At 40.5% G+C, this 24,889-nt stretch carries 18 protein-coding genes; 6 read left to right on the top strand and 12 right to left on the bottom strand.

What is annotated here, in order from left to right:
- Window positions 1-374: 374 nt before the first annotated feature.
- The gene (locus tag ACXJY6_RS09040; RefSeq protein WP_458768140.1) at window positions 375-1,910 is read left to right on the top strand and encodes an OpgD/OpgG family glucan biosynthesis protein; all 1,536 of its coding nucleotides are present in this window, start codon (window positions 375-377) and stop codon (window positions 1,908-1,910) included.
- 77 nt (window positions 1,911-1,987) lie between these two features.
- On the opposite strand, the gene ACXJY6_RS09035 is transcribed toward ACXJY6_RS09040, so the two are convergent.
- From ACXJY6_RS09035 to ACXJY6_RS09020, 4 genes are all read right to left on the bottom strand, one after another.
- Window positions 1,988-3,490: an alanine/glycine:cation symporter family protein gene (locus tag ACXJY6_RS09035; protein ID WP_458768139.1), complete on the bottom strand. Its 1,503-nt coding sequence runs from the start codon at window positions 3,488-3,490 to the stop codon at window positions 1,988-1,990.
- A 367-nt stretch (window positions 3,491-3,857) separates the two neighbouring features.
- Window positions 3,858-4,979 carry an alanine dehydrogenase gene (gene ald / locus ACXJY6_RS09030; RefSeq protein WP_458768138.1) on the bottom strand — a complete coding sequence of 374 codons (1,122 nt, stop codon included), beginning with the start codon at window positions 4,977-4,979 and terminating at the stop codon, window positions 3,858-3,860.
- Between the two features lie 390 nt (window positions 4,980-5,369).
- Entirely contained in the window at window positions 5,370-7,061 is a 1,692-nt protein-coding gene (betA, locus tag ACXJY6_RS09025; protein WP_458768137.1) for a choline dehydrogenase, read from the bottom strand.
- A 65-nt stretch (window positions 7,062-7,126) separates the two neighbouring features.
- Window positions 7,127-7,861: a FadR/GntR family transcriptional regulator gene (locus ACXJY6_RS09020; protein ID WP_458768136.1), complete on the bottom strand. Its 735-nt coding sequence runs from the start codon at window positions 7,859-7,861 to the stop codon at window positions 7,127-7,129.
- Window positions 7,862-8,173: 312 nt separating this feature from the next.
- On the opposite strand from ACXJY6_RS09020, the gene betB reads away from it, so the two are divergent.
- Together betB and ACXJY6_RS09010 are read left to right on the top strand one after the other, a co-directional pair.
- Window positions 8,174-9,634 (top strand): betaine-aldehyde dehydrogenase, encoded by a 1,461-nt coding sequence (gene betB, locus ACXJY6_RS09015; RefSeq protein WP_458768231.1) that lies wholly within the window; start codon window positions 8,174-8,176, stop codon window positions 9,632-9,634.
- A gap of 215 nt (window positions 9,635-9,849) precedes the next feature.
- Window positions 9,850-11,067: a hypothetical protein gene (locus ACXJY6_RS09010; protein ID WP_458768135.1), complete on the top strand. Its 1,218-nt coding sequence runs from the start codon at window positions 9,850-9,852 to the stop codon at window positions 11,065-11,067.
- 312 nt (window positions 11,068-11,379) lie between these two features.
- Here ACXJY6_RS09010 and ACXJY6_RS09005 read toward each other — a convergent pair whose 3' ends face one another.
- Window positions 11,380-12,312 (bottom strand): exopolyphosphatase, encoded by a 933-nt coding sequence (locus ACXJY6_RS09005; RefSeq protein ID WP_456052809.1) that lies wholly within the window; start codon window positions 12,310-12,312, stop codon window positions 11,380-11,382.
- A gap of 614 nt (window positions 12,313-12,926) precedes the next feature.
- Here ACXJY6_RS09005 and kduD point away from each other — a divergent pair.
- The 3 genes from kduD to ACXJY6_RS08990 all read left to right on the top strand — a co-directional run bounded on the left by kduD (window position 12,927) and on the right by ACXJY6_RS08990 (window position 15,372).
- Window positions 12,927-13,685, top strand: coding sequence for a 2-dehydro-3-deoxy-D-gluconate 5-dehydrogenase KduD (gene kduD, locus ACXJY6_RS09000; protein ID WP_456052810.1), 759 nt, complete (start codon window positions 12,927-12,929; stop codon window positions 13,683-13,685).
- A gap of 18 nt (window positions 13,686-13,703) precedes the next feature.
- Window positions 13,704-14,342 (top strand): RpiB/LacA/LacB family sugar-phosphate isomerase, encoded by a 639-nt coding sequence (locus ACXJY6_RS08995; RefSeq protein WP_456052811.1) that lies wholly within the window; start codon window positions 13,704-13,706, stop codon window positions 14,340-14,342.
- 181 nt (window positions 14,343-14,523) lie between these two features.
- The gene (locus tag ACXJY6_RS08990) at window positions 14,524-15,372 is read left to right on the top strand and encodes an aldo/keto reductase (protein WP_458768134.1); all 849 of its coding nucleotides are present in this window, start codon (window positions 14,524-14,526) and stop codon (window positions 15,370-15,372) included.
- A gap of 123 nt (window positions 15,373-15,495) precedes the next feature.
- Here the strand turns inward: ACXJY6_RS08990 and ACXJY6_RS08985 are convergent, their stop codons facing one another.
- From ACXJY6_RS08985 to ACXJY6_RS08955, 7 genes are all read right to left on the bottom strand, one after another.
- Window positions 15,496-16,776 carry a TRAP transporter large permease gene (locus tag ACXJY6_RS08985; protein WP_458768133.1) on the bottom strand — a complete coding sequence of 427 codons (1,281 nt, stop codon included), beginning with the start codon at window positions 16,774-16,776 and terminating at the stop codon, window positions 15,496-15,498.
- Window positions 16,773-17,291: a TRAP transporter small permease gene (locus ACXJY6_RS08980; protein ID WP_458768132.1), complete on the bottom strand. Its 519-nt coding sequence runs from the start codon at window positions 17,289-17,291 to the stop codon at window positions 16,773-16,775. The genes ACXJY6_RS08985 and ACXJY6_RS08980 overlap by 4 nt, the downstream gene beginning before the upstream one ends.
- A 91-nt stretch (window positions 17,292-17,382) precedes the next feature.
- Window positions 17,383-18,390 carry a TRAP transporter substrate-binding protein gene (locus ACXJY6_RS08975; RefSeq protein ID WP_458768131.1) on the bottom strand — a complete coding sequence of 336 codons (1,008 nt, stop codon included), beginning with the start codon at window positions 18,388-18,390 and terminating at the stop codon, window positions 17,383-17,385.
- 104 nt (window positions 18,391-18,494) lie between these two features.
- Window positions 18,495-20,690 (bottom strand): ethanolamine ammonia-lyase subunit EutB, encoded by a 2,196-nt coding sequence (eutB, locus tag ACXJY6_RS08970; protein ID WP_458768130.1) that lies wholly within the window; start codon window positions 20,688-20,690, stop codon window positions 18,495-18,497.
- Between the two features lie 17 nt (window positions 20,691-20,707).
- Window positions 20,708-22,159, bottom strand: coding sequence for an ethanolamine ammonia-lyase reactivating factor EutA (locus tag ACXJY6_RS08965; RefSeq protein ID WP_458768129.1), 1,452 nt, complete (start codon window positions 22,157-22,159; stop codon window positions 20,708-20,710).
- A gap of 477 nt (window positions 22,160-22,636) precedes the next feature.
- Window positions 22,637-24,124 (bottom strand): diguanylate cyclase domain-containing protein, encoded by a 1,488-nt coding sequence (locus ACXJY6_RS08960; RefSeq protein ID WP_458768128.1) that lies wholly within the window; start codon window positions 24,122-24,124, stop codon window positions 22,637-22,639.
- 4 nt (window positions 24,125-24,128) lie between these two features.
- Window positions 24,129-24,605 (bottom strand): hypothetical protein, encoded by a 477-nt coding sequence (locus tag ACXJY6_RS08955; protein ID WP_456052874.1) that lies wholly within the window; start codon window positions 24,603-24,605, stop codon window positions 24,129-24,131.
- Window positions 24,606-24,889: the final 284 nt, after the last annotated feature.

The following is a 24,889-nucleotide window of genomic DNA, read 5'->3' as shown; positions in this document are numbered from 1 at the left end:
CCAATATGGCTACTAACCTTTTTTCTTTCCTACTTTCCTTGCCCACATAAGCCATATCAACTTTGCTAACTAAACAACATATGTATCAACACACGATGTCAAAGATAAACGATAAAACTCTATTCGACAGATCCACTAAAAACTATCTATAAATCGTCGTTTCTATGTTCAAGAATTGCGAAAAAATGAGACAAGATAAACTTTTATCATGAGCTTTACCAAAATTTAACTTAGCAAGGTTATTTAAAGATAACATTGAAATAGAACGGTAAAGTTAGTGAATATTTATCGAAGTCATACCGAAGCTCAACGTCACCAGAACGGCACCAGTCGACTGGAGCGAGCTCAGATTTAATTAATCGGAAATTCTCTTTATGAAATTAAAGTCATTTATCGCGATTCTGTTTTCTATCTCGATATCATCTCAGGCAGCAGAAGAGTTACATCAAACTGAATTTACTTTCGAAGATTTAAAAGCACTCGCAAAAGCTTCGGCGGAAAAGCCATACTCTGCACCGGTTGTTCCCTCAAGGGAATTAATAGAAAAAATTGATTACGACCAACACTGGAAAATACGCTTTAAAGAAGATGAAAGCTTGTATGCTAGTGGGAAAAAGGCGCCCATACAGTTATTTTACCCTGGCCGCTACTTCCCAGAACCGGTAAAAATCTATATCAGAGACGATAAGAATATCGCCGATGAAGTCCCTTTCAGTAACGAATTTTTTGATATGCCATCCGATAGTCCTGCTCATGATTTACCTGAAGGATTCGGATTTGCAGGTTTTAGAATTATGCGACCAAATATGAAGCCTGATTGGGTTTCTTTTTTGGGTGCATCCTATTTTCGTACCGATGGGCCAGAGGGACAATATGGGCTATCAGCACGAGGTATTGCCATAAATACAGGTATGAATCAGCCTGAAGAGTTCCCTCGGTTTTCTGCGTTTTGGCTTGGTCCAGCAGAGCATAGAGGAGAGAGCTTGACAGTGTGGGCACTGCTTGAAGGGCCATCAATAACTGGCGCATATCGCTTTGGTTTAGCCAAAGACAACAAAAAAACCAAAGGACATGTTACGTCTGTTTCGGCTCATTTATATATGCGTGCCGATGTTGAACGATTAGGGATAGCACCGCTAACCAGCATGTATTGGTACTCACAAAGAGACAAAACAATCGCTAAAGACTGGCGCCCAGAGATTCACGATAGTGATGGTCTCGCTATCCATACAGGGACTGGCCAACACATTTGGCGGCCACTGAATAATCCTCACTCGGTTTCAACCAACAGCTTTACTGATGAAAACCCAAAGGGATTTGGACTGATTCAGCGAGATCGTAACTTCGACAACTACCAAGATGATGGCGTATTTTACAACAAGCGCTCTTCTGCGTGGATTAAACCTAATGGCGATTGGGGAAGAGGTGTTGTACAGCTCGTAGAAATTCCAACAAAAGATGAAACTTTCGATAATATCGTTGCCTACTGGGTACCAGAAAAACAAGCCCGTAAAGGAGAAGAGTTTTCCTTTTCTTATGACATCGAATGGCGCCCTGTTGATCCGAAATCAAAACAGTTAGCCAGTGTTTCTGATACCAGACAAGGGTTAGGCGGAATTCCCGGTCAACCGATTCCTGAAGGTGTCAACAAAATGGTCATTGACTTTGAAGGACCTAGATTAAAGGGACTCGATCGCGAAAGTGGCGTTAAACCGGTAGTAAAAGCGAGCAACGGTGAAATATTAGAACCTATCGGAGCTTACCCTATCGTAGGAACAAACAAATGGCGATTGGCCTTCGACTACAAGCAAGAAAATAGCGACCCAGCTAACATCCAAGCGTATTTGATGCATGAAGACGAGGTTATATCTGAAACTTGGGTTAGTGATGTAACTGTAACTATTGATTAAGCCAATATGTGCAGTATATAAAACAAAAATAGCCTACTTTTCAGTAGGCTATTTTATTGAGAGGTACGGAAAGTTATTTAGTGCGTACTCTCTAATGGCTTCCCATCCAGTTCCGGCTTTTCTTGTTCAGCCATCGCCTCATTGCGTTCTTTAATTTCTTTCCAAAGATCCGCATTTTTGATACCAAGCTTATCAGGGTCAAAAATTGGATTTAGACCTGCTTTTTTCTGAGTTTCGTAGTCTTTCAAACAAACTAATGCTGGCTTTTGTAAGATAAGAATGGCGACAATATTTAACCAAGCCATCAGGCCAACACCAACATCGCCTAATCCCCATGCGACACCAGCACTATGTACAGTTCCATAACCAACAGATGCTAGAAACATCAACTTCATCAGTAACGTCAACCAAGGGCGTTTCGTCGTACGGTTTATATAAGAGATATTAGAATCCGCCATGTAGTAATAAGCAAGCATGGTCGTAAATGAAAAGAATAATAGAGCTAACGCAACGAAGCTTGCGCCAAACCCCGGTAGAGCCGACTCAACGGCAGCTTGAGTAAAACCAGGACCAGCACTTACGCCAGCCAGCCCTTCAACTAACATTGTTCCATCAGCCGCATGCACATTGTAGCTATTGGTTGCTAGCAGCATAAATGCCGTTGCAGTACACACAAACAGAGTATCAATATAGACAGAGAAAGCTTGTACATATCCTTGTTTTGCTGGGTGCGATACTTCTGCTGCCGCTGCTGGGTGAGGACCGGTACCCTGACCTGCTTCGTTGGAATACACTCCACGCTTAACACCCCATTGAATAGCCATACCAATCATAGCGCCAAAACCAGCATCAAACCCGAAAGCACTATTTAAGATCAGCATGATCATTTCCGGAATCTTCGAAGCATTCATAGCAACAATAACTACCGCGATGAAGATGTAAACAAGCGCCATAAATGGCACAACGATTTCGGCAAACGCTGCAATACGTCGTACACCACCAAAGATAATAAACGCAAGACCAATAACAATAACCGCGGCGGTAATAACTGGAGAAATCCCCCATGCATTTTCCATACCTGAAGCAATACTATTGGCCTGAACACCCGGTAAAAATAATCCAGTCGCGATTGCAGTCGCTACCGCAAATACCCATGCATACCATTTCAGTCCCATTGCTTTTTCTATATAAAATGCAGGGCCACCACGATACTGACCATTATCATCTTTCTCTTTGTAAATCTGACCGAGCGTCGATTCAACATAGGCGGTAGATGCTCCAAGAAAAGCAACCATCCACATCCAAAAGACAGCTCCTGGACCACCAAATGCGATTGCAGTTGCCACACCCGCAATATTACCAGTTCCAACTCGCCCCGAGAGTGACATAGCTAATGCTTGAAAAGAAGAGATACCTGCTGGAGACTTCTCTCCTTTAAACATCAGATGAAGCATCTCTTTAAATCCACGAACCTGCATGAATCGAGTTCTGATTGAAAAATACAATCCAGCTCCCAAACATAAATAGATCAGAGCTGGGCTCCAAATTATTCCATTTAAAAATCCTATTACGCTTTCCATTTTTCTTGTTACCTTAAAGTAGTTTTTTATATCGATATAGTTAATATAAACACTGCAAAAATAGCGCCAGAATTCAAAACAACATCAATTACCACCAATAACAACATAAAAAGAAGTTTATATAACTATAAAAATTCAAACTTAAGGATTGGATAATAATCTTCTACAACGAAACTAAGCTTCCTAATTAAATGCACCAATTCAAAGCAAAAATATGAAGATTTTTATTTTTGCACCATTATTAATCATGATCACATTAGGTTCGTTTAATATTCAGAAATGAAAAAACCCAGCCACGAATATCAAATGGCTGGGTCTTGGGTTTTATTAACCTTCTTATCTAAAAAGACGGAAGGAGATAGAAAGCTTAGTTACTCAATAGTGCTTCTTTAGGTGCTACATATTCAAGATTACGGCTTTCAGCAACAGACTGATTCGTGATTTGACCACGGAATACGTTTAAGCCATTCAACAAGTGCTGATCATTCAGCAATGCATCTTTATAACCTTTGTCTGCCAACGCAACAATATATGGCAACGTTGCGTTATTTAGAGCAAATGTAGAAGTTCGAGCAACGCCACCTGGCATGTTAGCGACACAGTAATGGACAACGTCATCAACGATATAAATTGGATCTTGGTGGGTTGTTGCTTTTGATGTTTCTGCACAGCCGCCCTGATCGATAGCAACATCGACGATTACCGAACCCGGTTTCATTTTTTTGATCAATTCACGAGTAATCAGTTTAGGCGCAGAAGCACCAGGAAGAAGTACAGAACCAACAACAACTTCTGACGTCGTCGCATGTTTTTCAATACTATCCGCTGTCGAATAAACCGTTTTAATACGACCTTGATAAATAGCATCCACTTCACGTAATGCATCAGTATTTCTATCTAGAATGACGACCTCAGCACCAACACCAACGGCCATTTGTGCTGCGTTACGTCCAACAACACCAGCACCAATTATCGTTACTTTAGCAGGCTCAACTCCCGGAACACCACCAAGTAACATGCCGCAACCACCATGAGATTTTTCTAATGATGCCATTGCCGCTTGAATCGCCATACGTCCAGCAACTTCAGACATAGGAGCGAGCAAAGGAAGAGTTTTCTTATCGCTTGTTACTGTTTCGTAAGCAATACATACGGCTTTGCTTTTAATTAAGTCTTCGGTTTGTTCTGCATCAGGGGCAAGGTGTAAATAGGTAAATAAAATTTGATCTTCACGTAACATCGCACGCTCAACGGCTTGTGGCTCTTTTACTTTTACGATCATTTCACTTTCTGCAAAGACAGTTGCAGCATCTGGAGCAATGTCCGCACCAGCATCAAGGTAATCTTGGTCGCTAAAACCAATTCCCATTCCAGCAGATGTTTCGATCAAAATACGGTGACCACGGCTACTCAATTCTTTAACACTCGCAGGTGTCATTCCAACACGGTATTCGTGATTTTTAATTTCTTTAGGTACGCCAATTAGCATTGCTATCTCCAAAATAAGGTGTGATTAATAAAACCAACGCAATTAAAAGATAAATAAACCACAAAATCAACACTAACATAGTGATATGAACTGGGTATTTTTGGTGCAAGCAGTGTAACAAACCTAAAAATTAAAAAAATATGAATAAAAACACCACTTAAAATTTAAATTTAAGTGTCTATTACTAATTATGGGGCAAAAAAAAGATGCTCTTTATTTGTACATTTATCAATACGCACGATTATAGTGCACTGTAGAATGAGTTAGAAAAAGGAAAAGTGAGTAGCTAAAAAGTAGGAAAGGAATGCGAGTTTTAAGGTGTCGATCCAAAAAAATAGGCACTCCATTGCAAGAGTGCCTAACTATCATAACGAAGAAGAAAGAGTGCGTTTAAGCTTGCTCTGTACTTTCTTCTTTCTCTTCAACGCCAGTATTTGTTGCTGGATTATGTTGATAATATTCAACATCTTGCGCAGGCTCAATATAGTTACCCAGAATAATATCAGCCGCTTTTTCTGCAACCATCATCGTTGGCGCATATAAGTTACCATTGGTGATGACTGGGAAGATAGACGCATCGACAACTCGTAGGTTTTTAACCCCGTGTACTTTCAACTCACCATCAACCACGGCCATCTCATCGTACCCCATTTTACAGGTACAACTTGGGTGATAAGCACTTTCACCATCACGAGCGACAAAATCAAGAATCTCTTCATCAGTCTGTACATTCGGTCCTGGTGCAAGTTCTTCACCACGTAAGTCATCAAATGCAGGCTGTTCAATGATATTACGAGTACAACGAATCGCTTCTACCCACTCTTTACGCTCTTGCTCAGTCGAAAGATAGTTAAATAGGATTTCAGGTTTTTCATCTGGATCACTCGATTTAATCTTCACGTGACCACGAACATCGGTATTCATAGGGCCAACGTGCAACTGGAAGCCATGTCCATCACGTGGTGCACTACCATCGTAGCGAATTGCTAACGGTAAGAAATGGTACTGAAGGTTAGGATACGCAACTTCATCATTTCCGCGAATAAAACCGCCCGCTTCAAAATGGTTGGTTGCCGCATTCCCTTTACGATGAAATAGCCAATCGAAGCCAATTTTTGGTTGGTTGTACCATTTGAGCGCTGGGTAAAGGCTAACAGGTTGCTTACACGTATATTGAACATAAAGCTCTAAGTGATCCTGAAGGTTCTCACCAACACCGGGTAAATGGTGAACTGGATCAATACCCAATGCCTTCAACTCTTCTTTATTACCAATACCCGACAATTGCAGGAGTTTAGGAGAGTTAATAGCGCCGCCACATGAAATAATTTCACCACCATAAACCGTATTTGTTTTATTGCGACGTTTAAACTCAACACCAATAGCCGTTTTATCATCAAAAATAACACGACTTGCTGTAGCACCCGTTAATACCGTCAAGTTCTTACGGTTTTTAACCGGATGTAAATACGCACGTGCAGCGCTTAAACGACGACCTCGGTAGATATTTTGGTCAAACGCACCGAAACCTTCCTGTTGATAACCATTAACATCATCGGTTAAAGGATATCCCGCTTCTTGCGTAGCTTTAAAAAACGCTTCAAATAGAGGGTTATCGCAAGCAGCAGTAGAAATTGAGAGTGGACCATTATCTCCGTGGTATTTATTCGCGCCTTTTAAACGCGTTTCAAATTTACGGAAATAAGGCAAACAGTGCTTATAGTCCCAATTATCTAAGCCTTCATGGCCGCCCCACTTTTCATAATCCATTGCGTTGCCGCGGATATAAATCATGCCATTAATACAGCTACTACCGCCGAGAACTTTCCCTCTAGGATGGGCTATTTTTCGGTTATGCATATGAGGTTCAGGTGCCGATTCATACAACCAATTATACGTACCATCGGTAAGTAGGTAAGTCAGTGCTGCCGGCATGTGAATGCGAAAATCAAATCGATAATCGGGACGCCCAGCTTCTAATACCAAGACTTTATTTTCTGGGTTTGCACTTAACCGGTTAGCCAGTACACAGCCCGCCGAACCACCACCTACGATGATGTAATCGTAATTCTGTTCCGCCATGAAATATTAACTCCTCAACTTAATCTTTTAAAAAATATAAAAATGTAATTCTTTGCGTAATAAATTTATGATGAACGTCGTTGCAGACATTCATGTAACAGTAAGTAGTGCCTACTAATGGAACCTTGTAGCTTAATGGGCTCTTGATGAATAATTTGTTCTGCGGTATAGCGCCAGTTCTCTACTGTTTTTAATAAGAAATATGGATCGTCGTACAGGTTGTTGTCGTAGGAACCAAAACCTTGTTGCATCGCATGCATCACCCATTCAAACACCGCATTTCTCGCCATTTCAGCCAACATCAAATTTAACTTGCGATCCGTTTCGGCCAATTCAAAAAAATCCACTGGAGTTTGCTTTGCGATATGTTCCATATGTTCAACCAAAGACAGCATTTTAGACTTCTGCTCTTCAGTCGCTCGAGTCATTGCCAATAACGCTACGCTCTGGTCAATGCTCTCTCTAAACTCAGATATTTCATTGGGGTTGACATGCTTTTGCTTAAGGAACAAGGCTAAGGATTCACTGATATTTGAAACATCTACTTGTTTGATAAACGTGCCACCTTTCGGCCCTTTACGTATTTCAACCAATCCTTTTTGTTTTAAAGCACTAATCGCTTCTCGAATCACGCCACGTCCGGTACCAAACTGCTGCTGAAGCTCCCTTTCACTAGGAAGGCTATCACCATGTTGCAGCGTTTCATTTAATATGGCGGATTCAATCTGAAGGGTAATGTCTTCACTAGCGCGTCCAGCTTGAGCCGGCATAAATAGAGCGGGTCTACTTTGCTTATCCATGATGAATTTACTCTCTCTACGTTATCAAACAACAATGGTACTACCAATATAGTATCATTTATAAACAAAATGGTAAAATAGAGCAAAATTCAAACAAATATAAACCTATTGGTACGACCTAAATAAAAATAACATATTTCCCTTGTGAGGGAATCGCTAATAAAGCAAATAGAATTAACCCATTAAATGAATAAAATTCAATAACTTAACTAACAACCAATTAACTATAAACTCGTACACTTCCATTGACAGCTGTTTGATATTACAAAGTAGAGTCGGTAACATTGATTTTTTATTGAACAAAGAGTCCACATCTATATGACCTCACTTTATATCCACGGAAAAGCCTTCAAAGCGACATCAGGCGAAACCTTTCCTACATTCAATCCTGCAAATGGTGAACAACTTGCTGAAGTAGACCAAGCTTCAAAACAAGATGTTGACGCCGCGGTTGAGTCTGCTCGAAAAGGTTTTCAACAATGGTCAGCCCTTTCTGGTGCGGAGAGAGGACGAATTATGATGCGTGCGGTTGCGATTCTACGAGAACGCAACGATGAACTCGCTGAATTAGAAGTGAAAGACACCGGAAAGCCACTTCAAGAAGCGCTTGAAGTCGATATTACTACGGGTGCCGATGTTATCGAATACTTCGCAGGTTTAGCGGCTAGTTTGCAAGGACAACAGCAAACCTTAAATACTGAACAGTTCTTTTACACTCGCCGAGAGCCTTTGGGAATATGTGCAGGTATAGGTGCTTGGAACTACCCGATACAGATCGCAATGTGGAAATCAGCTCCAGCTCTCGCTGCGGGCAATGCGATGATCTTCAAACCCTCTGAAGAGACTCCTCTTACTGCCATTGAATTAGCGAAAATATACACTGAAGCAGGTGTACCAGATGGTGTTTTTAACGTCGTCCAAGGCGATTACCGAGTTGGGGAGATGTTAACGGGTCACCCAGACATCGCCAAAGTTTCCTTTACTGGAGAGAGTTCAACAGGTATCAAAGTAATGACCGCTGCAGCTCAAACTCTAAAGCAAGTTACAATGGAGCTGGGCGGTAAGTCCCCTCTTATCGTATTCGATGATGCCAATATGGATAATGCCATCACTGGTGCCATGTTAGCGAACTTTTATACCCAGGGAGAAGTCTGCACCAACGGCACTCGAGTGTACGTTCATGATGCTATTTACGACGAGTTTCTAGAAACCTTAACTCAACGAACCCAAAAATTAATCCTTGGGGATCCTCTTGATCAAAAGACGCAAGTTGGTTCTCTGATTTCGAAAGAGCACATGAGCAAAGTACTTGATTTTATTGAACAAGGGAAAGCTTCTGGAGCTCGCTTAGTTTGCGGTGGAGAACGCGAAGTTACGCCACCGATGGATAAAGGCTGCTTTGTTCAACCAACGATATTTGCAGATTGCGACGAGACTATGCCGCACGTGAAAAACGAAATTTTCGGCCCTGTGATGTCAGTCTTGCGTTTTAAAGATGAAGACGAAGTCATTCGTCGCGCCAATGATACCGAGTATGGTCTCGCAGCTGGTTTGTTTACGCAAAATCTTTCTCGAGCTCACCGAGTTATCGCACAACTTGAAGCGGGTATCTGCTGGATAAACACCTGGGGTGACTCTCCCGCTGAAATGCCAGTTGGTGGGTATAAGCTTTCTGGTATTGGTCGTGAAAATGGCCCTGAGACACTGCACAGTTATACACAAACTAAGAGCGTATTGATCACTTTAGGTGATCTGGAGTCGCCATACGAATAGAGGTTTTTATAACTGAGCCAATCGAACACGTATCGTCATATTCTAACGGACTCAGAGTATGACGATATTTCAAGCATCATTTTCATATCGCAAATCAGGTTTTAATTATCGTTAACACGATACTTAAGATTTGATATTGATGATTTGAAGTGTTGCATAATCATACACAAGGAATCTTATATGTGTGCTAAGCAAACAACCGGAGGTACTAAGTAATGACAGCTTGGATATCTATCGGTATTTTATTTACCTTCATCTCCATCGCATTTGTCTTATATCGTTGGGGCAACTTAAAATGCATTGGTGTTACACCAGTACGAAACTTTACCTTTATTGCAATCCTTTTTACATCTGGGTTAGATGTCGGGTTAATAATGTTCCCGCTTACTGAGTTTGCTGGATATGCAGACGTCGCGACAAGCCCCGAATATGCATTCAGTAATCCACTCGCTATCGAGTTTGGATATTGGGCATTTTTCATTTGGACATTCTACTTTCTAACTTGCTTCTACTTTTGCGTCATCGAACCAAAAGTAAAATTCTTCGACATTCCAATCATTAAGTTTATAAATAATGTCGTAATCGTAAGCACTTGTGCCTTCACCGCGTACTTATTATTGATTAATTTACCTTGGTATATCCCGCAATTAGGTGACGGGGAAACCGTGATTGGTAGCTTCTATTTAATTGTCTTTGTGGTCATCGCAATTGCCGTATATTCAAGCACTAATATTCGATATGTCAGAATATTAAGTTTAGGCAGTAGCTGGTTATTTCTTGGGTTAATCGCACTTATGTGGGCAAATGCTTTCTTAGGCGAAAATTCTAGTGTTGGTGAATTCTTTACGACGTTCTCCTTACTTGGAAGTTACTTCACAAACCTGCATAAATTTGTTTTGCCGCTTAATGATTATCATGAATTCTACCTGTTCTGGTGGTTCTCATGGAGCATTATGATTGGACAGTTTACCTCTCGCTTTGTCGGTGGCCTGAAAACGTACCAAGTTCTCGCATCAATGATGATATTCCCATCTATCCCAATTGCGATATGGTTTACCGTTCTTTATTACTACAATCTAAAAGCGATTCCTGTTGATGGCATTTTCAATATAGCGATGATTTTTGTTGGTATCACGTTTGTTGTTAACTCTCTCGATTCGTTAGTTCGCTTATATACAGATAACTTGAACCTAACTGTTAAACGCTTTGGTAAACCACTCTACTTTGTGGGTAATTTAGTTTTATTATCAGGATTAACCCTTTTGTTTAAACTGGATTTCTTACAAATACAATGGGTTGGTGCGTTAGCGATTGCCCTTATACTAGGGTGTTTTGTTTATATTTTGGCAACCAATTATCGGAAAGTAGCCAAGATCGACCGCTCCACTCAAAATGACGTTGTTGATTTTAAGAAAATCGAACTCAGTAACTAAACCAAAAAAGAAGGAGGCTAAAACGCCTCCTTCAATGTTTATTCACAAATTTTAAGTTAAACTTTATATCTATCCGTTTCGGGTCACTCCCTTCCAAAATTTAACTCGTTCTCTTTCAATAAATGGTAACTTCTGTCGGTTTAGATCTGCGATAAACGTCGACATTGCACCATAACGCGAACAAGGACCCGAATGTAGGTCTTGCCTTATCGGATTCTCAAACTACTGTGGAGAACCATTAATAAGACATAAAAAAATCGGAACTTCCATGTTAAAAGTCCCGATTCGTATGCTTTATAATTTAAAGTATAATTAGCCCGCGCTAGTAATCGTATCGATTAACTCTTGCTGTACAGTATCTGCTTTCTCAATAGCAATTTGGCAAGTACCGGCAGCCACATGACCACCACCACCGTAACCGAGCATTAATTCACCAACATTGGTCTTACACCCGCGATCAAAGATCGATTTACCTGTCGCGAATACAATATTTTGTTTTTGGAAGCCCCACATTTTATGAATAGAAATATTACAATCGGGGAATAGCGCGTAAATAGTAAAGCGGTTACCTGCGTAAATCGTTTCTTCGTTGGTTAAATCAAGAAGAACTAAGTTGTTGTGAACCGTTGAACAATTCAAAATTTGCTGTTGAAATAACATTTCGTGTTCACGGTACAACTCAATGCGCTCTTTCACATCTGGTAATGCGAGTATTTCCTCAATACTATGGTTCTTACAGTAATCAATCAAATCCATCATCAATGCATAGTTTGAGATTCTGAACTCACGGAAACGTCCCAAGCCAGTTCTCGCATCCATAAGAAAGTTTAATAAATTCCAATCTTGTGGGTTTAATACTTCATCACGATTGAATTGGGCTGAGTCACCTTTATCGACGGCTTCCATCATTTCCACCCATTCGACAGGAAACGTATCAAGGCCCCCGTAATAGCGCCAAACAACTCGAGCAGCAGAAGGTGCATCAGGATCAATAATATGGTTATCCTTTGCACCTTTATTTCGAATCGTTTCAGAAAGGTGGTGATCAAACGTTAGGTGGCAATCTTCAACATAAGGAAGGTTAGTCACAATATCATTCGGTGTTATTTCAACAATCCCATCCTGCATATCTTTTGGATGGACGAACTTAATATCATCAATAAGCCCTTGTTGCTTCAACAGTACTGCGCACACCAACCCATCAAAGTCACTGCGCGTGACAAGCCTATACTTTTGTTCTGACATACTGATTCACCTAATCTACTTCAAATATTATGCGCAACTTCATTAGCATGAAATGCTATTTTCTCAGGTATAGAAGTTACACAGATGATGTGGCATGAACCCTCTACAGGTAGCTGCCAAAGATTTAATATTACTATGCCTTAATATTAGACAAAGATAGAAAACTTTCCAGCCGAGACAACGACTCTCCGAACAAAAAATTTAGATTCTTTTTTTACGAGTAAAAAAGACCACGCTCCTTTATAAAAAAAGGTTTTACCCACAGAAGGTTACGCTTTTCTTTTCGAAATATTAACCAACCAAATCGAGGCTCAATATTCATAATTAACTAAGCTGATATTGGCACATTATCCCTTTCCAAATGAAGTTTATATGAAACATAGGCTCGCTATAACATTCAATAAACATGAAGCTAAGCAGTAGAAGTGTTATTCAGGTCGTAGTAAACGCAAATCATTAACGCTATATTTGTATGATTATTAAAATTCACCTGCACATGTTGATGAATGAGCTTTCAAGTTCCTCCACTAGAAGGTTTCTTCAGTAGAGACGACTTTACTCAAAGTCACTCACAGTCATCATTATTTAGCGTAAACATTTCAAGGAACCTACAAATGCTTGAATCATTCAATCTACAAGGAAAAGTTGCAATAGTGACCGGTTGTAATACTGGACTAGGGCAAGGAATGGCTGTCGCGTTAGCCAAAGCTGGCTGTCATATTGCAGGGGTGAACCGCAGTGAACCGACTGAAACTCGTCAAAAGGTTGAAGAATTAGGGCAACAGTTTATCGATATTCGCGTTGATATCTCATCACTCGACTGTATCCCAACCATTATTGAAACAACGTTAAGCCAATTGAGTAGAATCGACATTCTCGTCAACAATGCGGGCATTATTCGTCGCAACGACGCCATCGATTTTACTGAACAAGATTGGGATGATGTCATGGACGTCAATTCTAAGTCTCTTTTTTTCCTCTCTCAAGCCGTTGCCAAGCAGTTCATCGCCCAAGGTGAAGGCGGGAAAATTATCAATATCGCCTCGATGCTATCGTACCAAGGAGGTATTCGAGTTCCTTCTTATACAACCTCAAAAAGTGGCATCCTTGGATTAACGCGCCTTATGGCCAATGAGTGGGCTCAGCACAATATCAATGTTAACGCGATCGCGCCGGGCTACATGGCAACGAATAATACTGAAGCACTCAGAGCAGACGAAGTTAGAAACCAAGAGATCCTAAATCGAATCCCAGCCGGAAGGTGGGGAAATGCTGATGACCTTGCTGGCCCATGTGTTTTCCTCGCATCGAGTGCTTCAGACTATATCAATGGCTTTACTATAGCAGTCGACGGTGGTTGGCTAGCTCGCTAATAACAAATGGAGTTTTAAATGAAAATCGCTCTTATGATGGAAAACAGCCAAGCAACGAAAAATGCGGCAATACTAAAAGAGTTGCACCACGTTGTTGATGATCTCAATTACCCTGTCTACAACGTAGGTATGAGTGATGAGAATGATCATTCAATTACCTATGTTCACCTGGGTATCATGGCCAGCTTACTTATTAATTCAAAAGCTGTTGATTTTGTCGTTACAGGCTGTGGGACGGGACAAGGGGCAATGATGTCACTGAATATTCACCCTGGTGTTGTTTGTGGCTACTGCCTCGATCCTGCCGATGCATTCCTCTTTAATCAAATCAACAATGGTAATGCCCTAGCGCTGGCTTTTGCTAAAGGTTTTGGTTGGGGAGCGGAACTCAACGTGCGTTATATGTTTGAGAAAGCATTCACAACCGGAGAGCGAGGTTTAGGTTACCCACTTGAAAGAGCAGAACCGCAACAGAAAAATGCCGGCCTACTTAACGATGTAAAAGCCGCTCTTGCTAAGAACGATTTCCTTGAGGGTATGAAAGCCATTGATCAGGAGCTAGTGAAAACTGCAGTGACTGGCGAGCGCTTCCAGCAATGCTTCTTTGATAATTGCCAAGACAAGGATATTGAAGCTTACGTACGATCATTGCTTTAACCTAGTACAAACTTAATGCCCATCGCATATAAAGGCAGCAGAGTGATAAATACTGCTGCTTTTATTTATCTTAAAAAAATCATAAACCTGATAGGTCACCACAACCAATGCCTTGACAACGAATGCACTAATTTCTCAATCGAATAACGTTTTGCAAAAATGTGAATATAGAGGAAATACAATGAATTTGAGCGCGACATATAAACTGAATAATGGCATCGAAATTCCTAAATTAGGCTATGGAACATTTCAAACTCCGGATGACCAGTCGGGTATTGAAGCCATCGTAAATGCACTAAAAGTAGGATATCGACACATTGATACAGCCCAAAGCTATAAAAATGAAGGCTGTGTGGGAGAAGCCATTAAATTATCCGATATTCCTCGCGAGCAATTATTCATTACCACCAAAATAGCAAACTCAGTCAACGGTTATGAAAATACAATAAAATCTTTAGATGAATCCCTTAACAAACTCGGCATAGAAACGATTGATCTCGTGCTTATTCATTGGCCGAGCCCTAAAAGGTTTCGAGATCAATGGCAATCACGGAATAGCGAAACTTGGAGAGCCTTGGAAACGTATTATAAGCAGGGAAAAATAAAAGCTATTGGTGTGAGTAATTTTAAAACTCACCATATTAACGAACTATTAAAAACCGCAACCGTGGTTCCAGCGATAAATCAAATTCGCTTATGCCCTGGTGATGTGGATGTTGAAACTGTCAATTTTTGTCGTCAACACAACATGCTGCTTGAGGCTTATAGCCCGTTAGGACAAGGCGCGATTTTTGACACACCAGAAATCACAGCACTCGCTGAGAAATATAATAAAACCATCGCACAAGTCTCTTTGAGATGGAGTTTGCAGATGGGCTTCTTACCGCTGCCAAAAAGCGTGACGCTAGAAAGAATTCAAGCGAATACTGACATCTTCGACTTTCAACTTAAAGATGAAGATATCGCCATGCTAACCAACCTCACGGGTCGATGCGGTGAATCAAAAGATCCCGACTCGGTGCCATTTTAAGCGAACAAGGTATGCTGACAGCTCTATAGCTGTCAGCCTCCGCTTTCTCTACACCCACCGAGCGACTTCAAACTCGACACTAATGCTTCGTCTTGTGCGTTTTAAGCATAATGTCACCTTAGGTTAATCAAACAGCGATGGGATAAATAAGGTTAACGCTGGAATATAAGTGATCAACAGAACAATAATAATATTGGCCACGATAAACGGCATTATCGCACGGCTAATTTTTTCCATCGATTCCCCTGAAATAATGGATGCAGCAAATAAACAACAGCCGACAGGCGGGGTCGCGAGTCCTGTAATCAAGTTTACACACATAAATAATCCCGCATGAATAGGGTCGATTCCCATCATATTAAATAGCGGCAAAAATACAGGTGTAACTATCATCAATGCAGGAATTGAGTCCATGAACATACCTAAGAAAAACAACAGCACGTTGATAAGCAGCAGAATCAACCAAGGCGATTCAACATTTTCCATCAAGTATTCCGCAAACATCATAGGCAGTTGCTCATTAGATAATGCCCACCCAAAAATCGCTGCGGCAGCGATAATGATCGATACACTTCCGGTTTCAACGGTAGATTCTCGAATAATCCCCATTAATTTTGTCCAAGATAATGAACGGTATACAAACATGGCGATAAACATGGCGTAAAATGTCGCTATCACCGCAGCTTCGGTTGGACTGACGATTCCCATGAGAATTCCGCCCAGAATAATTATCGGCAAAAGCAGAGCGTAAAAAGCACTACCGACGATATTAAACCCCTGTTTTACCGTATATTTTTCTTCTCGTTTAGGAAGATCATTTTTTCGTCCATATAACCAAACCACCAACATCTGTGAAACACCAACCATGATTCCAGGAAGTGCTCCAGCAAGAAACATATCTCGAATAGAAACCTGAGCAATAGAGCCATAAATAATAAACATGATACTTGGCGGTATGATTGGACCCATGGTAGATGATGCAGCAGTCACCGCTGCGCTAAAGCTTTTTTTATATCCTGCTTTAGTCATCGATGGAATCATCACAGAGCCAATTGCCGTCGTATCAGAAATAGCCGTACCAGTGATCCCACCAAAAAACATACTGACTACAATATTAACGTATGCCAAATTACCTTTAACTCTCCCTACCATAAGGTCGGCTAAACGAATAATTCGGTCGCTAATTCCCGACTCAGACATAATTTTACCCGCGAGGATAAAAAACGGTATTGCTAACAAAACAAATGAATCGAATGATCGTAGTAATCTAACAATCATGATACTGAGCGGAACTTCCGAACCAATGAAGTAGACTAATGTCGACGCAATCAGGGCAAAAGGAATTGGAATTCTAATGGCCATTAGCAATATAAAAACTAAGATCATTAACAGAACAAAAGTCATGAGATGCTCCGAGGACTGAAAAGGGAGATTAATTTTCTTAATAGATAAAGAAAAATTAAAAAGGCAAATAGTGGTATGGATAAGTAAACGCTGCCGATCGGAAACCAAGAAATAATCGGTGGACTCACTGACCACATAGAAATGGCGTGTTCAGTCCCAATAACCATAAAAATCAGACAAAGCGCTATCATAATAAGGCAATGGATGAAATCGAACACCTTGCGAGCTTTAGGGCTAACACGGTCGTAAAGGATATCAACTCTTGCATGTCCATCATCAATATATGCAATAGCGCTACCGACTAAAACAATAACAATATAAATGTAGCGAGAGATAGTATTGGACCAGGAAATAGGAGAGTCGAACCAATACCTTAATACAATATTGATTCCGAGTAGCGCAATTAGCCCAACCATTAGCAAAAACAGAACCGAACCACTGGCGTTTTTTACTCGGTTCATTATTACGTCAACCCAACGGCCGATATCATATTTACCTGTGTCTGTTTTAGCCATAATTAGCAGCTGACCCCGTTGCTCATATTGTTTGGTTAGCTTATGCCTGCTCACCTAGCGATGAGCAGAGCATAAACTTAAAGGTTTATTACTATTTAAATGCTTTTGGAAGACGAGCATTCGGATCTAGATATTGGATATGCTCATACCATGCTTTCCAATTTGGCTTATCATCAAACCATTTCGTATAAACCGCTTCAGAGGCCGCTTTAAATTCCTGAGTGTCAGGGTAAGTAACCGTGATTCCGTCGGCTTTCATTTTTTCAATGTATTCCGCTTCACGGGTATATTGCCAAGCATCCGTTAGCTCAATTGCTTCAGCAGCCACGGTTTGAACGATCTCTTTTTGTTCATCGTTAAGCTTGCCCCACGTTTTTGGCGAGATAAAAAGAATTTTCTGAGTCCACATCTGGTTAAGAATCGCATAGCTATTCACAACTTCGCTCATTTTAAAGATATTGTTGCAGTACACGCCTAGGTCGTCAGCTTCAACCATACCAGTCTGTAGTGAGGTATATAGCTCACCCCAGTCTGTTGGTGTAACGGTAAAACCAAATGCTTCGTAGATATCGATAAACAACGGATTTTGCATTGCACGAAGCTTAATACCTTTCGCATCTGCAATGTTATTGATTGGTTTCGTACTCGCTACTGCAAACCCGTTACAGTCGGAATAAACCCCAAGCGGAATCATTCCAGTTGCATCACCAACTCCTTGAAGCACTTCTTTCACGACTCCTGAACTTCGCGCCACTTTGTAATGCTCTGCGCTTTTAAATAGATAGGGTAATTGGAGAAACTGAATATCATCATAATAACCCGCAATATGTCCGGCACTGCTGGCCGCGATATCGACGGTGCCCGCTTTTGCAAATTCCAAAGCTTCTTCTTCCGAACTACTTAATGTTCCGGGGAATATTGAAACGGCTAAATCACCTTCCGTTTTTGCTTCGAGTAACGATTTAAACGTTTCCGCGAGTAACTGATCGGCATCAAACACATTGTTTTGGTGCGCAAATTTAAGCTTCATTGTCTCAGCGTGAAGTCCTTGAGCTGAAAACAACATAAGACAACTCAACGCGAGCGTTGTCTTTTTCATAATTTTATTTTTTACCATCATCTTTCCTATCCTTGTTTAAGGTGTGTATAAATAAAATCTTGCTAGTGTACCGATTAGCTAATGTACAGATTAGAAACTCATAGCTAAGCACTGATCTTTTCTTTTAATAAATCCTCTAAACGATTGCCTGCCGCTTGATGTTCCAAAATTTCCATCACTTTTTCGGCTACGACACTACCCCCCTCAACTGGAGGCAAGCCACCTTGATATATGTTGGTTATTAAAGTGTATTCGTAGCGAATATTTTCAAGCTCACTATATTTGGCTGCATTCTTCTGAGCATCTGCATCCTTAAGCTTTAGCACTAGATAAGCCGACATGCTTTTAGAAGAAAGAGCATCCCCTCCCGGTCTTTCGCCTGCGAGTAAAATAGCAATATTGCAATCTAAAACATCGGCGATACACTCAGCGAGTTTAACTCGACCAAAGTGAGTTACTATCGGCTCACCTAATGTGTAATTCCGGCTTTTTAGTCCATCCATAAGCACAGGAATCAACTCTGGAACATTGTGATGTATCGCCTCAGCAGAGAGCCCGTCAGTAATGATAATTTGCACATCATTGCTCTCTTTTGTGAGTGTATTTAGATCTTCCTGAGATAGTTTTGATCCCAACTCAGGGTTTTTAAGATGTTCAGAATGATCAAGTGCTGTCGATTTGAACTCTCTAAATTTGAAACCGCTAAATTCTTCCACTCTAAGTTCCGAATGAACGGCTTCTCGTCCTACTGACTGATTAATTCTGATCGCTTCTTGTACTTTATTGGCAGGACGCGGGCCTGCATTTTCAAAACCAGGTGCGTTTGGTAGCGATTCATGTAAACGCTGAAATTCCATATCGCTCTTTATGAATAACCTAGGGTTACCCCAATTAGGTCCGCGCTCCACACTGCCATCAGTGTTTTGAATGTAAATTCCCTTCGTTACAGCCCATTGTAAAAATTCTGGAGCAGGATTTCGGTGGTAAACTTCCCTTAGGGTTTGATCATCGTGACCCGAGTTAACAAAGTGCGCCAACATTCGATCGGCACCTAGATAGATATCCATAAAGAAATTAGCGCCAGCCGCAGTAGCCAATTGAACCGCCATTTGCTGACCTTCGATATGTGAATTTGAATGCAAGGTATAACTCGGACTAATCCCCATAGGTAATCCCAATAGCTTACCCATGAAGTGATCTTGAAGTGTCGATACCATTAATTCAAAATCATTCAGGTGAGTTTCTGGGCCAATAAAACCGGTCGCATTATTCACCATAAACGGATCATATCGACGACACAGCCCATAACAGAGAGCTTCACACGTCGTCATATCCATATCATTGTGTTTACGGTAGGTCATTTCACTACCTTGACCCGTTTCGAAATACATAAACTGATCAGCGATATCTTTAAGAGGTCCTTCCTTTTTCATCGTTTCATAGGCGTGGTCCATAAACTCGACGGTAACGTCAAATTCTTCCGTTAATGTCTGTTCGGTTCCAGCAAAACTTTGAAATAGGATCTCTACGGGTGCACCTTGCTTTAATGCGGTCAATTGACTTTTGATATGCCCTAGAACACAAATCTGCGATGGCGCTCCTGTTTCACGGCGCAACTTATCTAAATGCCAAAGGATCGCCGAAACATTATCTACAGAACCATCTGAAGGATTTACCCCAATCATGCAATCTCCCATACCCATCGCAAGATCGTTGTAAACCATCATCGAGATGGCATCAAGGTTGTCCTTCGGGTGATTAGGTTGCAGACGAAAAGAGAGTGTTTTCGGTAAGCCAATAAGAGTTCGAGCTTTGGTTTGTCTCACGATTTTAGCAGGCAAAAATACCAATTCATGCACGTCCAGAAGCTTAGTCAGAGCAGATGCCATCACCGGAGTTAATGCCAAGCCCACTGCACCAATACGAGTACCATTACTCGCCAACAAGTGATCCTTTAACTCTCCCATTGTCATACTGGCTATAGTATGGAAGATATCCAAATCTATTTCGTAACCTGCTTTCATTACGGAATCAACACGACCATCGGGTCCGGTCAACGGGTTATCATAAATATGTTGAAGAGTAAGCGATGAAATAATAGCTCTGGCGGCTTCTCGTGCCATAGCATTTTCCGGAGCCAACCCAGTTGTTCGATCGCCCGCCTTACTGATGTCAGCAGCACCGAGGAGTTTCTTCAAACCCGTAAAACTAAAAGTTTCATTTAATATCTGGAAAGAATAGGTTTCTTCTGGGCCAGGAACAGGGACATTAATATTGTTAAGAGGAATGAGATGCTTCATGAAACAAACCTTAATTTCTAATATATACCGTAAAATGAAACGGGAACAACACCACGATAAGAACTGCCAACATTGACAAACTGAGCATTACGATCTGGAATTTCATCAATAATCATTAACTTATGCATTGACTTCCCCCAACCGGTTGCATAGTTACCAAGCGCTTTACCAAAATTTCCAGGAACCAAAATAACCAACGGTAGATCCGAGGTCAGGGTGTTTAATGCATCCCCTATTCTCAAACCTAGTGTTTTAATCTCTTCAAGAGTTGCAGGAATTGGCGACTCATTTTCTTGAGTTTTTGCCGAAACCATTTGAATACATGCTTTACCACTTCTAGCTCCAACCACGGAAATAGCATTCAAAATTTCCTCCATATCACAAGTCATACTTAGGCGAGCGACAATCGGAACATCGTTTAAAGGTAACGCAGTGTAATCGGGTATGAATAAGGTCGAACCTGAGATTTCGGTATTATGTAGAGTAAGCCCGTAAACGGTTGCTCTCCCCATATTCTCAGGTCGTAAACTATTGATGTGGCTAGAAAAGAAAGGATCAGCTATCAAACGAAGTGCTAAATCAACCCCGAGATCACCATAATAAGTGGTATTAGGTACAGCTTCACCTGATGTTATTTGATAAATCAGCTCTCCAACACCACCAGAAAATGTAATCAATGGTGTTTGGTTATTCTCAGGAAGAATGAATGGAGTTTGGCAAAGTTGTTCACCAAGAAAGTTAGAAAAATAATCTTGCTGACCATTAGCAATGGCTTTTAAAGCCTCGACATAAATATCTAATATTTGATCAACCGTAGTTGGCTCTAACTCCTCACCCAGTAGAGCATCACTGCCCAACTGATGTAAAATTGCTCGCCCATAATCAGAGATATTAATTAAACAGTATGTACCTGGCTTAAACTGGAAATGTCGTGCTCCAATATAGAAGCACCCTGTCGTTTTAACATGACCATTTACTCCAGCGGCAGGGTTCGTTGTTCCCCCGCCAATATCAAGATTAACTAAAGTACGGTCACTATAATGACGAGAAAGAAGTGTGGAGCACCCCATAAATGCAAGCCAGGACTCTAGATTAGGATCATCAACGGTCGCAATCACCGCCTCTCCAATTCGTTCCTTGACGAGTTTAGCAATATGATCAGCGTTACTTCGCAATGCAGCAAGTCCCGTGATAATGACACCACCCGAAAATAGGTTTTGGTCTTGTTCTAACCAACTATCTAAAAGTTTAGCAATGGCTGTCGCATCTATCTCACCGTCCTTAAAAGGAGTAAATTCCACTTGTGAACGATAAACAACTTCCGGATCAGAAAAGGCCATACGACCAGTAATTGAATTCAATCCAACACCAGCAACAGCTACCATTGCGCTGCTAGTAGTAGAACCAAAGTCCATACCAATCATTTTTACCTGATCTTTCTTATGTTGAACCAGACTATCTTGCTCCATAAACAACCAGAGATTAATGCTATATAACGTGATAAAAGCATTAATCGTGCCATAGAGATAAATTTATAATTAAAGAATGAGAACTAATAGTCGCTAAATCAGATCGTTAGTGATGGTATCGATGCTTGAACCTCCAAATTGTATACGTTTACATCAATGAATGTATAAAAATAAGTATTTATTAAATGTAGGTTTATTTTGATGTGTACTAAATGTAAAACTAACCTGATGTTTTCCTTATAAGTAAGCGCTTTTTACTTAACTTGTTAAAATGCACAATTATCGACGGCTTATTGCACTATTTCAGTTACATTCGATATAAAACTAATTGCTCGAAATATAATCACTTCCTACTAGAGTTACAGTAAGAAATGAAAAATAAAAATGGTCAACTAACACGGAGAAGTGAAGAGAGGTATCATCATTGTTGGCAATGATTTCTTGTGATAAAAATGGATGGTCAAAAATAAAAATGCTCTAGCACTGGCTCTTGCCATCTATAGACAGAGATGAACTCACCATTACCGTATTTCGCCCTAGAGCTTTCCCTTGATATAACTGCTTATCTGCTTCAGAAAGAGCTTGTGTTAGTGCTTGTTCTGATTGAGAAAGGGTCACAGAACGCTGCTGAGAAATAATAGGAACAGCACCAATAGATACAGTGACTATTCCATATGGATCATTACTTGTATGAGGAATACCAAGCTCCAGCACTGCTAACCTCAACTCGATCACTCTTTGCTTCAGTGCTTCTTTCTCCTTTCCTGATAATAGAAAAACAAACTCCTCTCCTCCCAGACGGCACCCAAGCTCATTTGGTTTCAGTAAACTGTACATACTGTTTGCAACGTCAGTGAGAGCATTATCACCCTCAGTATGCCCATAAGTATCATTAAAGCGCTTGAAATTATCGATATCACATATCACAACGTAAACAAGATTACCGTTCGACAATGTATCTTGGACTCGCTTGGCACCATATTTCTGATATTTAAAACGAGAGCCGATACCGGTTAAAGGATCCGTTTCTGTTTGATTGTGAAGAATTCGTAACTGATTTTTAATTTTAGTAATCAAGCTTGAATAAGAACGAGCTAAGTCACCAATTTCGTCTGCTCGTCTAATTTCAGGAATTTTAGACTGGTCGATAGTTTCAATGTCTTGCTTCATTGATATCGCCAATACTTTTAGCGGGCTCACAAGCCAAAATGTGATGATATAGATGAGAATGAATGAAGCAAGTATCGCAATAATCGCTTCTTTTACGACATTTATTAGCAAGTTGGTTTTGATTGTCTTCAGTTCAGTGGCATCAATAGTAGCCTTAAAAAGCCCACCATTTTGATTACGCAGTTTTATTTGTACATACAACAAAGCATTGCTTTCATCGAGATAATACGAATTTGTTCCCATAGACTCTGGTGCTTTAGGGATTAACAGGGATTGTAATTCAATGCTCTCAATTGTTCCTTTGAGATCCTGCTTTATTTTATTAATGAGGTGGTGAAGTTTTTTTATATGAACGGTATTGGTTTCTGATGTTTTATCAAGCGAACGTTCTAATTGCTCTAACTGGGTAGAAAGTTGAATAGCATCTTGTTGAGTCAAGTCTAATCGCCAACCTTTACTTTTCTCAATCGAATATCTAACTTTGACTTTACTATCTAAATAGTCGCTGGTTCCGGAGATTTCAGCGAATTTCAGATTGGGAATAGCTTTCAAGTTATCGAGTGTTGATTGCATCAATAAATTCGCATAATTTCGCCCAGCAACCGAACCAGAGAAAAATGTATTATACGCAGATAAATGACTGGCTGACATGTCTGCTAGATATTCAACTTTTGTCGCCCAGTCACTTTGATATCGAGAGTACGACATCCCCAGAATAATAGACATCACAAGCACTAAATGCGAAACAAATAGCATTTGGTTTATTGTCAACCAACCAAACAGCCGATCACTCATAGCTTTAGTCTTTTATATCAATATAAGAACTTAAAACAGGCTCTGTACACGTACCATTGATACAAATATCTTTATACGTTGAATGACAACTTTCGCAGAAACTAGGTTCTAGGGAAGGATGCATTGAGCTTGTATCGTGACCATTACGATCATAACTTCCGTACAAAGGCATGCCACCAAGATGCTCAGTCACCCAGATGATCCCTTGCGCTTCGGAAACAGCAACAACAGTAGGACCATCACTATAAGGACCATGTGTTTTATATTGTTCTAGTTTTTCTGGATTCACTCGAATCGTCAGAGGAGAGCCCTGTCCATTATTAATCCACGCATAAGCTCGAACCGACTCTTGAATAAATAATGATGTATTTGGCGGCAGGACAGTATCGGCAGGAAGATTCATCGACTCTTTCACTACTGGCCATTTTTCCCATCCTTCTGGATAGCTTGCGTTCGATTCAGCAAAAGTTTTATTGGCCATTATCAATAATGAGCAAATGAAGATCAGCTCGGAAATACCTTTCATATTAACCCTTAAATCCATTTGGGATTGTGTCGAACTTTTTCACAAACAAATATGAAAAAGTAAAATAATAAAACATCATATTAATAATATGATTTAACTCGTAAGTTTCCGTTATATTTTTGGCATATAAGTCTCACGATGTTATTAAATGTAGTACATTTTCCAAAAAAATAAGCCAGATAAGCAGGAATGTGCAAACTATCCTATAGATAATTTAGTTATTACTTAAATTTTGTTTA

This window comes from Vibrio phycocola (assembly GCF_054404255.1).
Note: the sequence above shows the minus strand (reverse complement) of the source record. Positions and strands in the feature narration are given on the sequence as shown.

Excerpts from the sequence above, each read along its gene's own strand:
- ACXJY6_RS09040 (WP_458768140.1), top strand. The coding sequence starts at position 375 with ATGAAATTAAAGTCATTTATCGCGATTCTGTTTTCTATCTCGATATCA.
- ACXJY6_RS09035 (WP_458768139.1), bottom strand. The coding sequence starts at position 3,490 with ATGGAAAGCGTAATAGGATTTTTAAATGGAATAATTTGGAGCCCAGCT.
- ald (WP_458768138.1), bottom strand. The coding sequence starts at position 4,979 with ATGCTAATTGGCGTACCTAAAGAAATTAAAAATCACGAATACCGTGTT.
- betA (WP_458768137.1), bottom strand. The coding sequence starts at position 7,061 with ATGGCGGAACAGAATTACGATTACATCATCGTAGGTGGTGGTTCGGCG.
- ACXJY6_RS09020 (WP_458768136.1), bottom strand. The coding sequence starts at position 7,861 with ATGGATAAGCAAAGTAGACCCGCTCTATTTATGCCGGCTCAAGCTGGA.
- ACXJY6_RS09010 (WP_458768135.1), top strand. The coding sequence starts at position 9,850 with ATGACAGCTTGGATATCTATCGGTATTTTATTTACCTTCATCTCCATC.
- ACXJY6_RS09005 (WP_456052809.1), bottom strand. The coding sequence starts at position 12,312 with ATGTCAGAACAAAAGTATAGGCTTGTCACGCGCAGTGACTTTGATGGG.
- kduD (WP_456052810.1), top strand. The coding sequence starts at position 12,927 with ATGCTTGAATCATTCAATCTACAAGGAAAAGTTGCAATAGTGACCGGT.
- ACXJY6_RS08995 (WP_456052811.1), top strand. The coding sequence starts at position 13,704 with ATGAAAATCGCTCTTATGATGGAAAACAGCCAAGCAACGAAAAATGCG.
- ACXJY6_RS08990 (WP_458768134.1), top strand. The coding sequence starts at position 14,524 with ATGAATTTGAGCGCGACATATAAACTGAATAATGGCATCGAAATTCCT.
- ACXJY6_RS08985 (WP_458768133.1), bottom strand. The coding sequence starts at position 16,776 with ATGACTTTTGTTCTGTTAATGATCTTAGTTTTTATATTGCTAATGGCC.
- ACXJY6_RS08980 (WP_458768132.1), bottom strand. The coding sequence starts at position 17,291 with ATGGCTAAAACAGACACAGGTAAATATGATATCGGCCGTTGGGTTGAC.
- ACXJY6_RS08975 (WP_458768131.1), bottom strand. The coding sequence starts at position 18,390 with ATGAAAAAGACAACGCTCGCGTTGAGTTGTCTTATGTTGTTTTCAGCT.
- eutB (WP_458768130.1), bottom strand. The coding sequence starts at position 20,690 with ATGAAGCATCTCATTCCTCTTAACAATATTAATGTCCCTGTTCCTGGC.
- ACXJY6_RS08965 (WP_458768129.1), bottom strand. The coding sequence starts at position 22,159 with ATGGAGCAAGATAGTCTGGTTCAACATAAGAAAGATCAGGTAAAAATG.
- ACXJY6_RS08960 (WP_458768128.1), bottom strand. The coding sequence starts at position 24,124 with ATGAGTGATCGGCTGTTTGGTTGGTTGACAATAAACCAAATGCTATTT.
- ACXJY6_RS08955 (WP_456052874.1), bottom strand. The coding sequence starts at position 24,605 with ATGGCCAATAAAACTTTTGCTGAATCGAACGCAAGCTATCCAGAAGGA.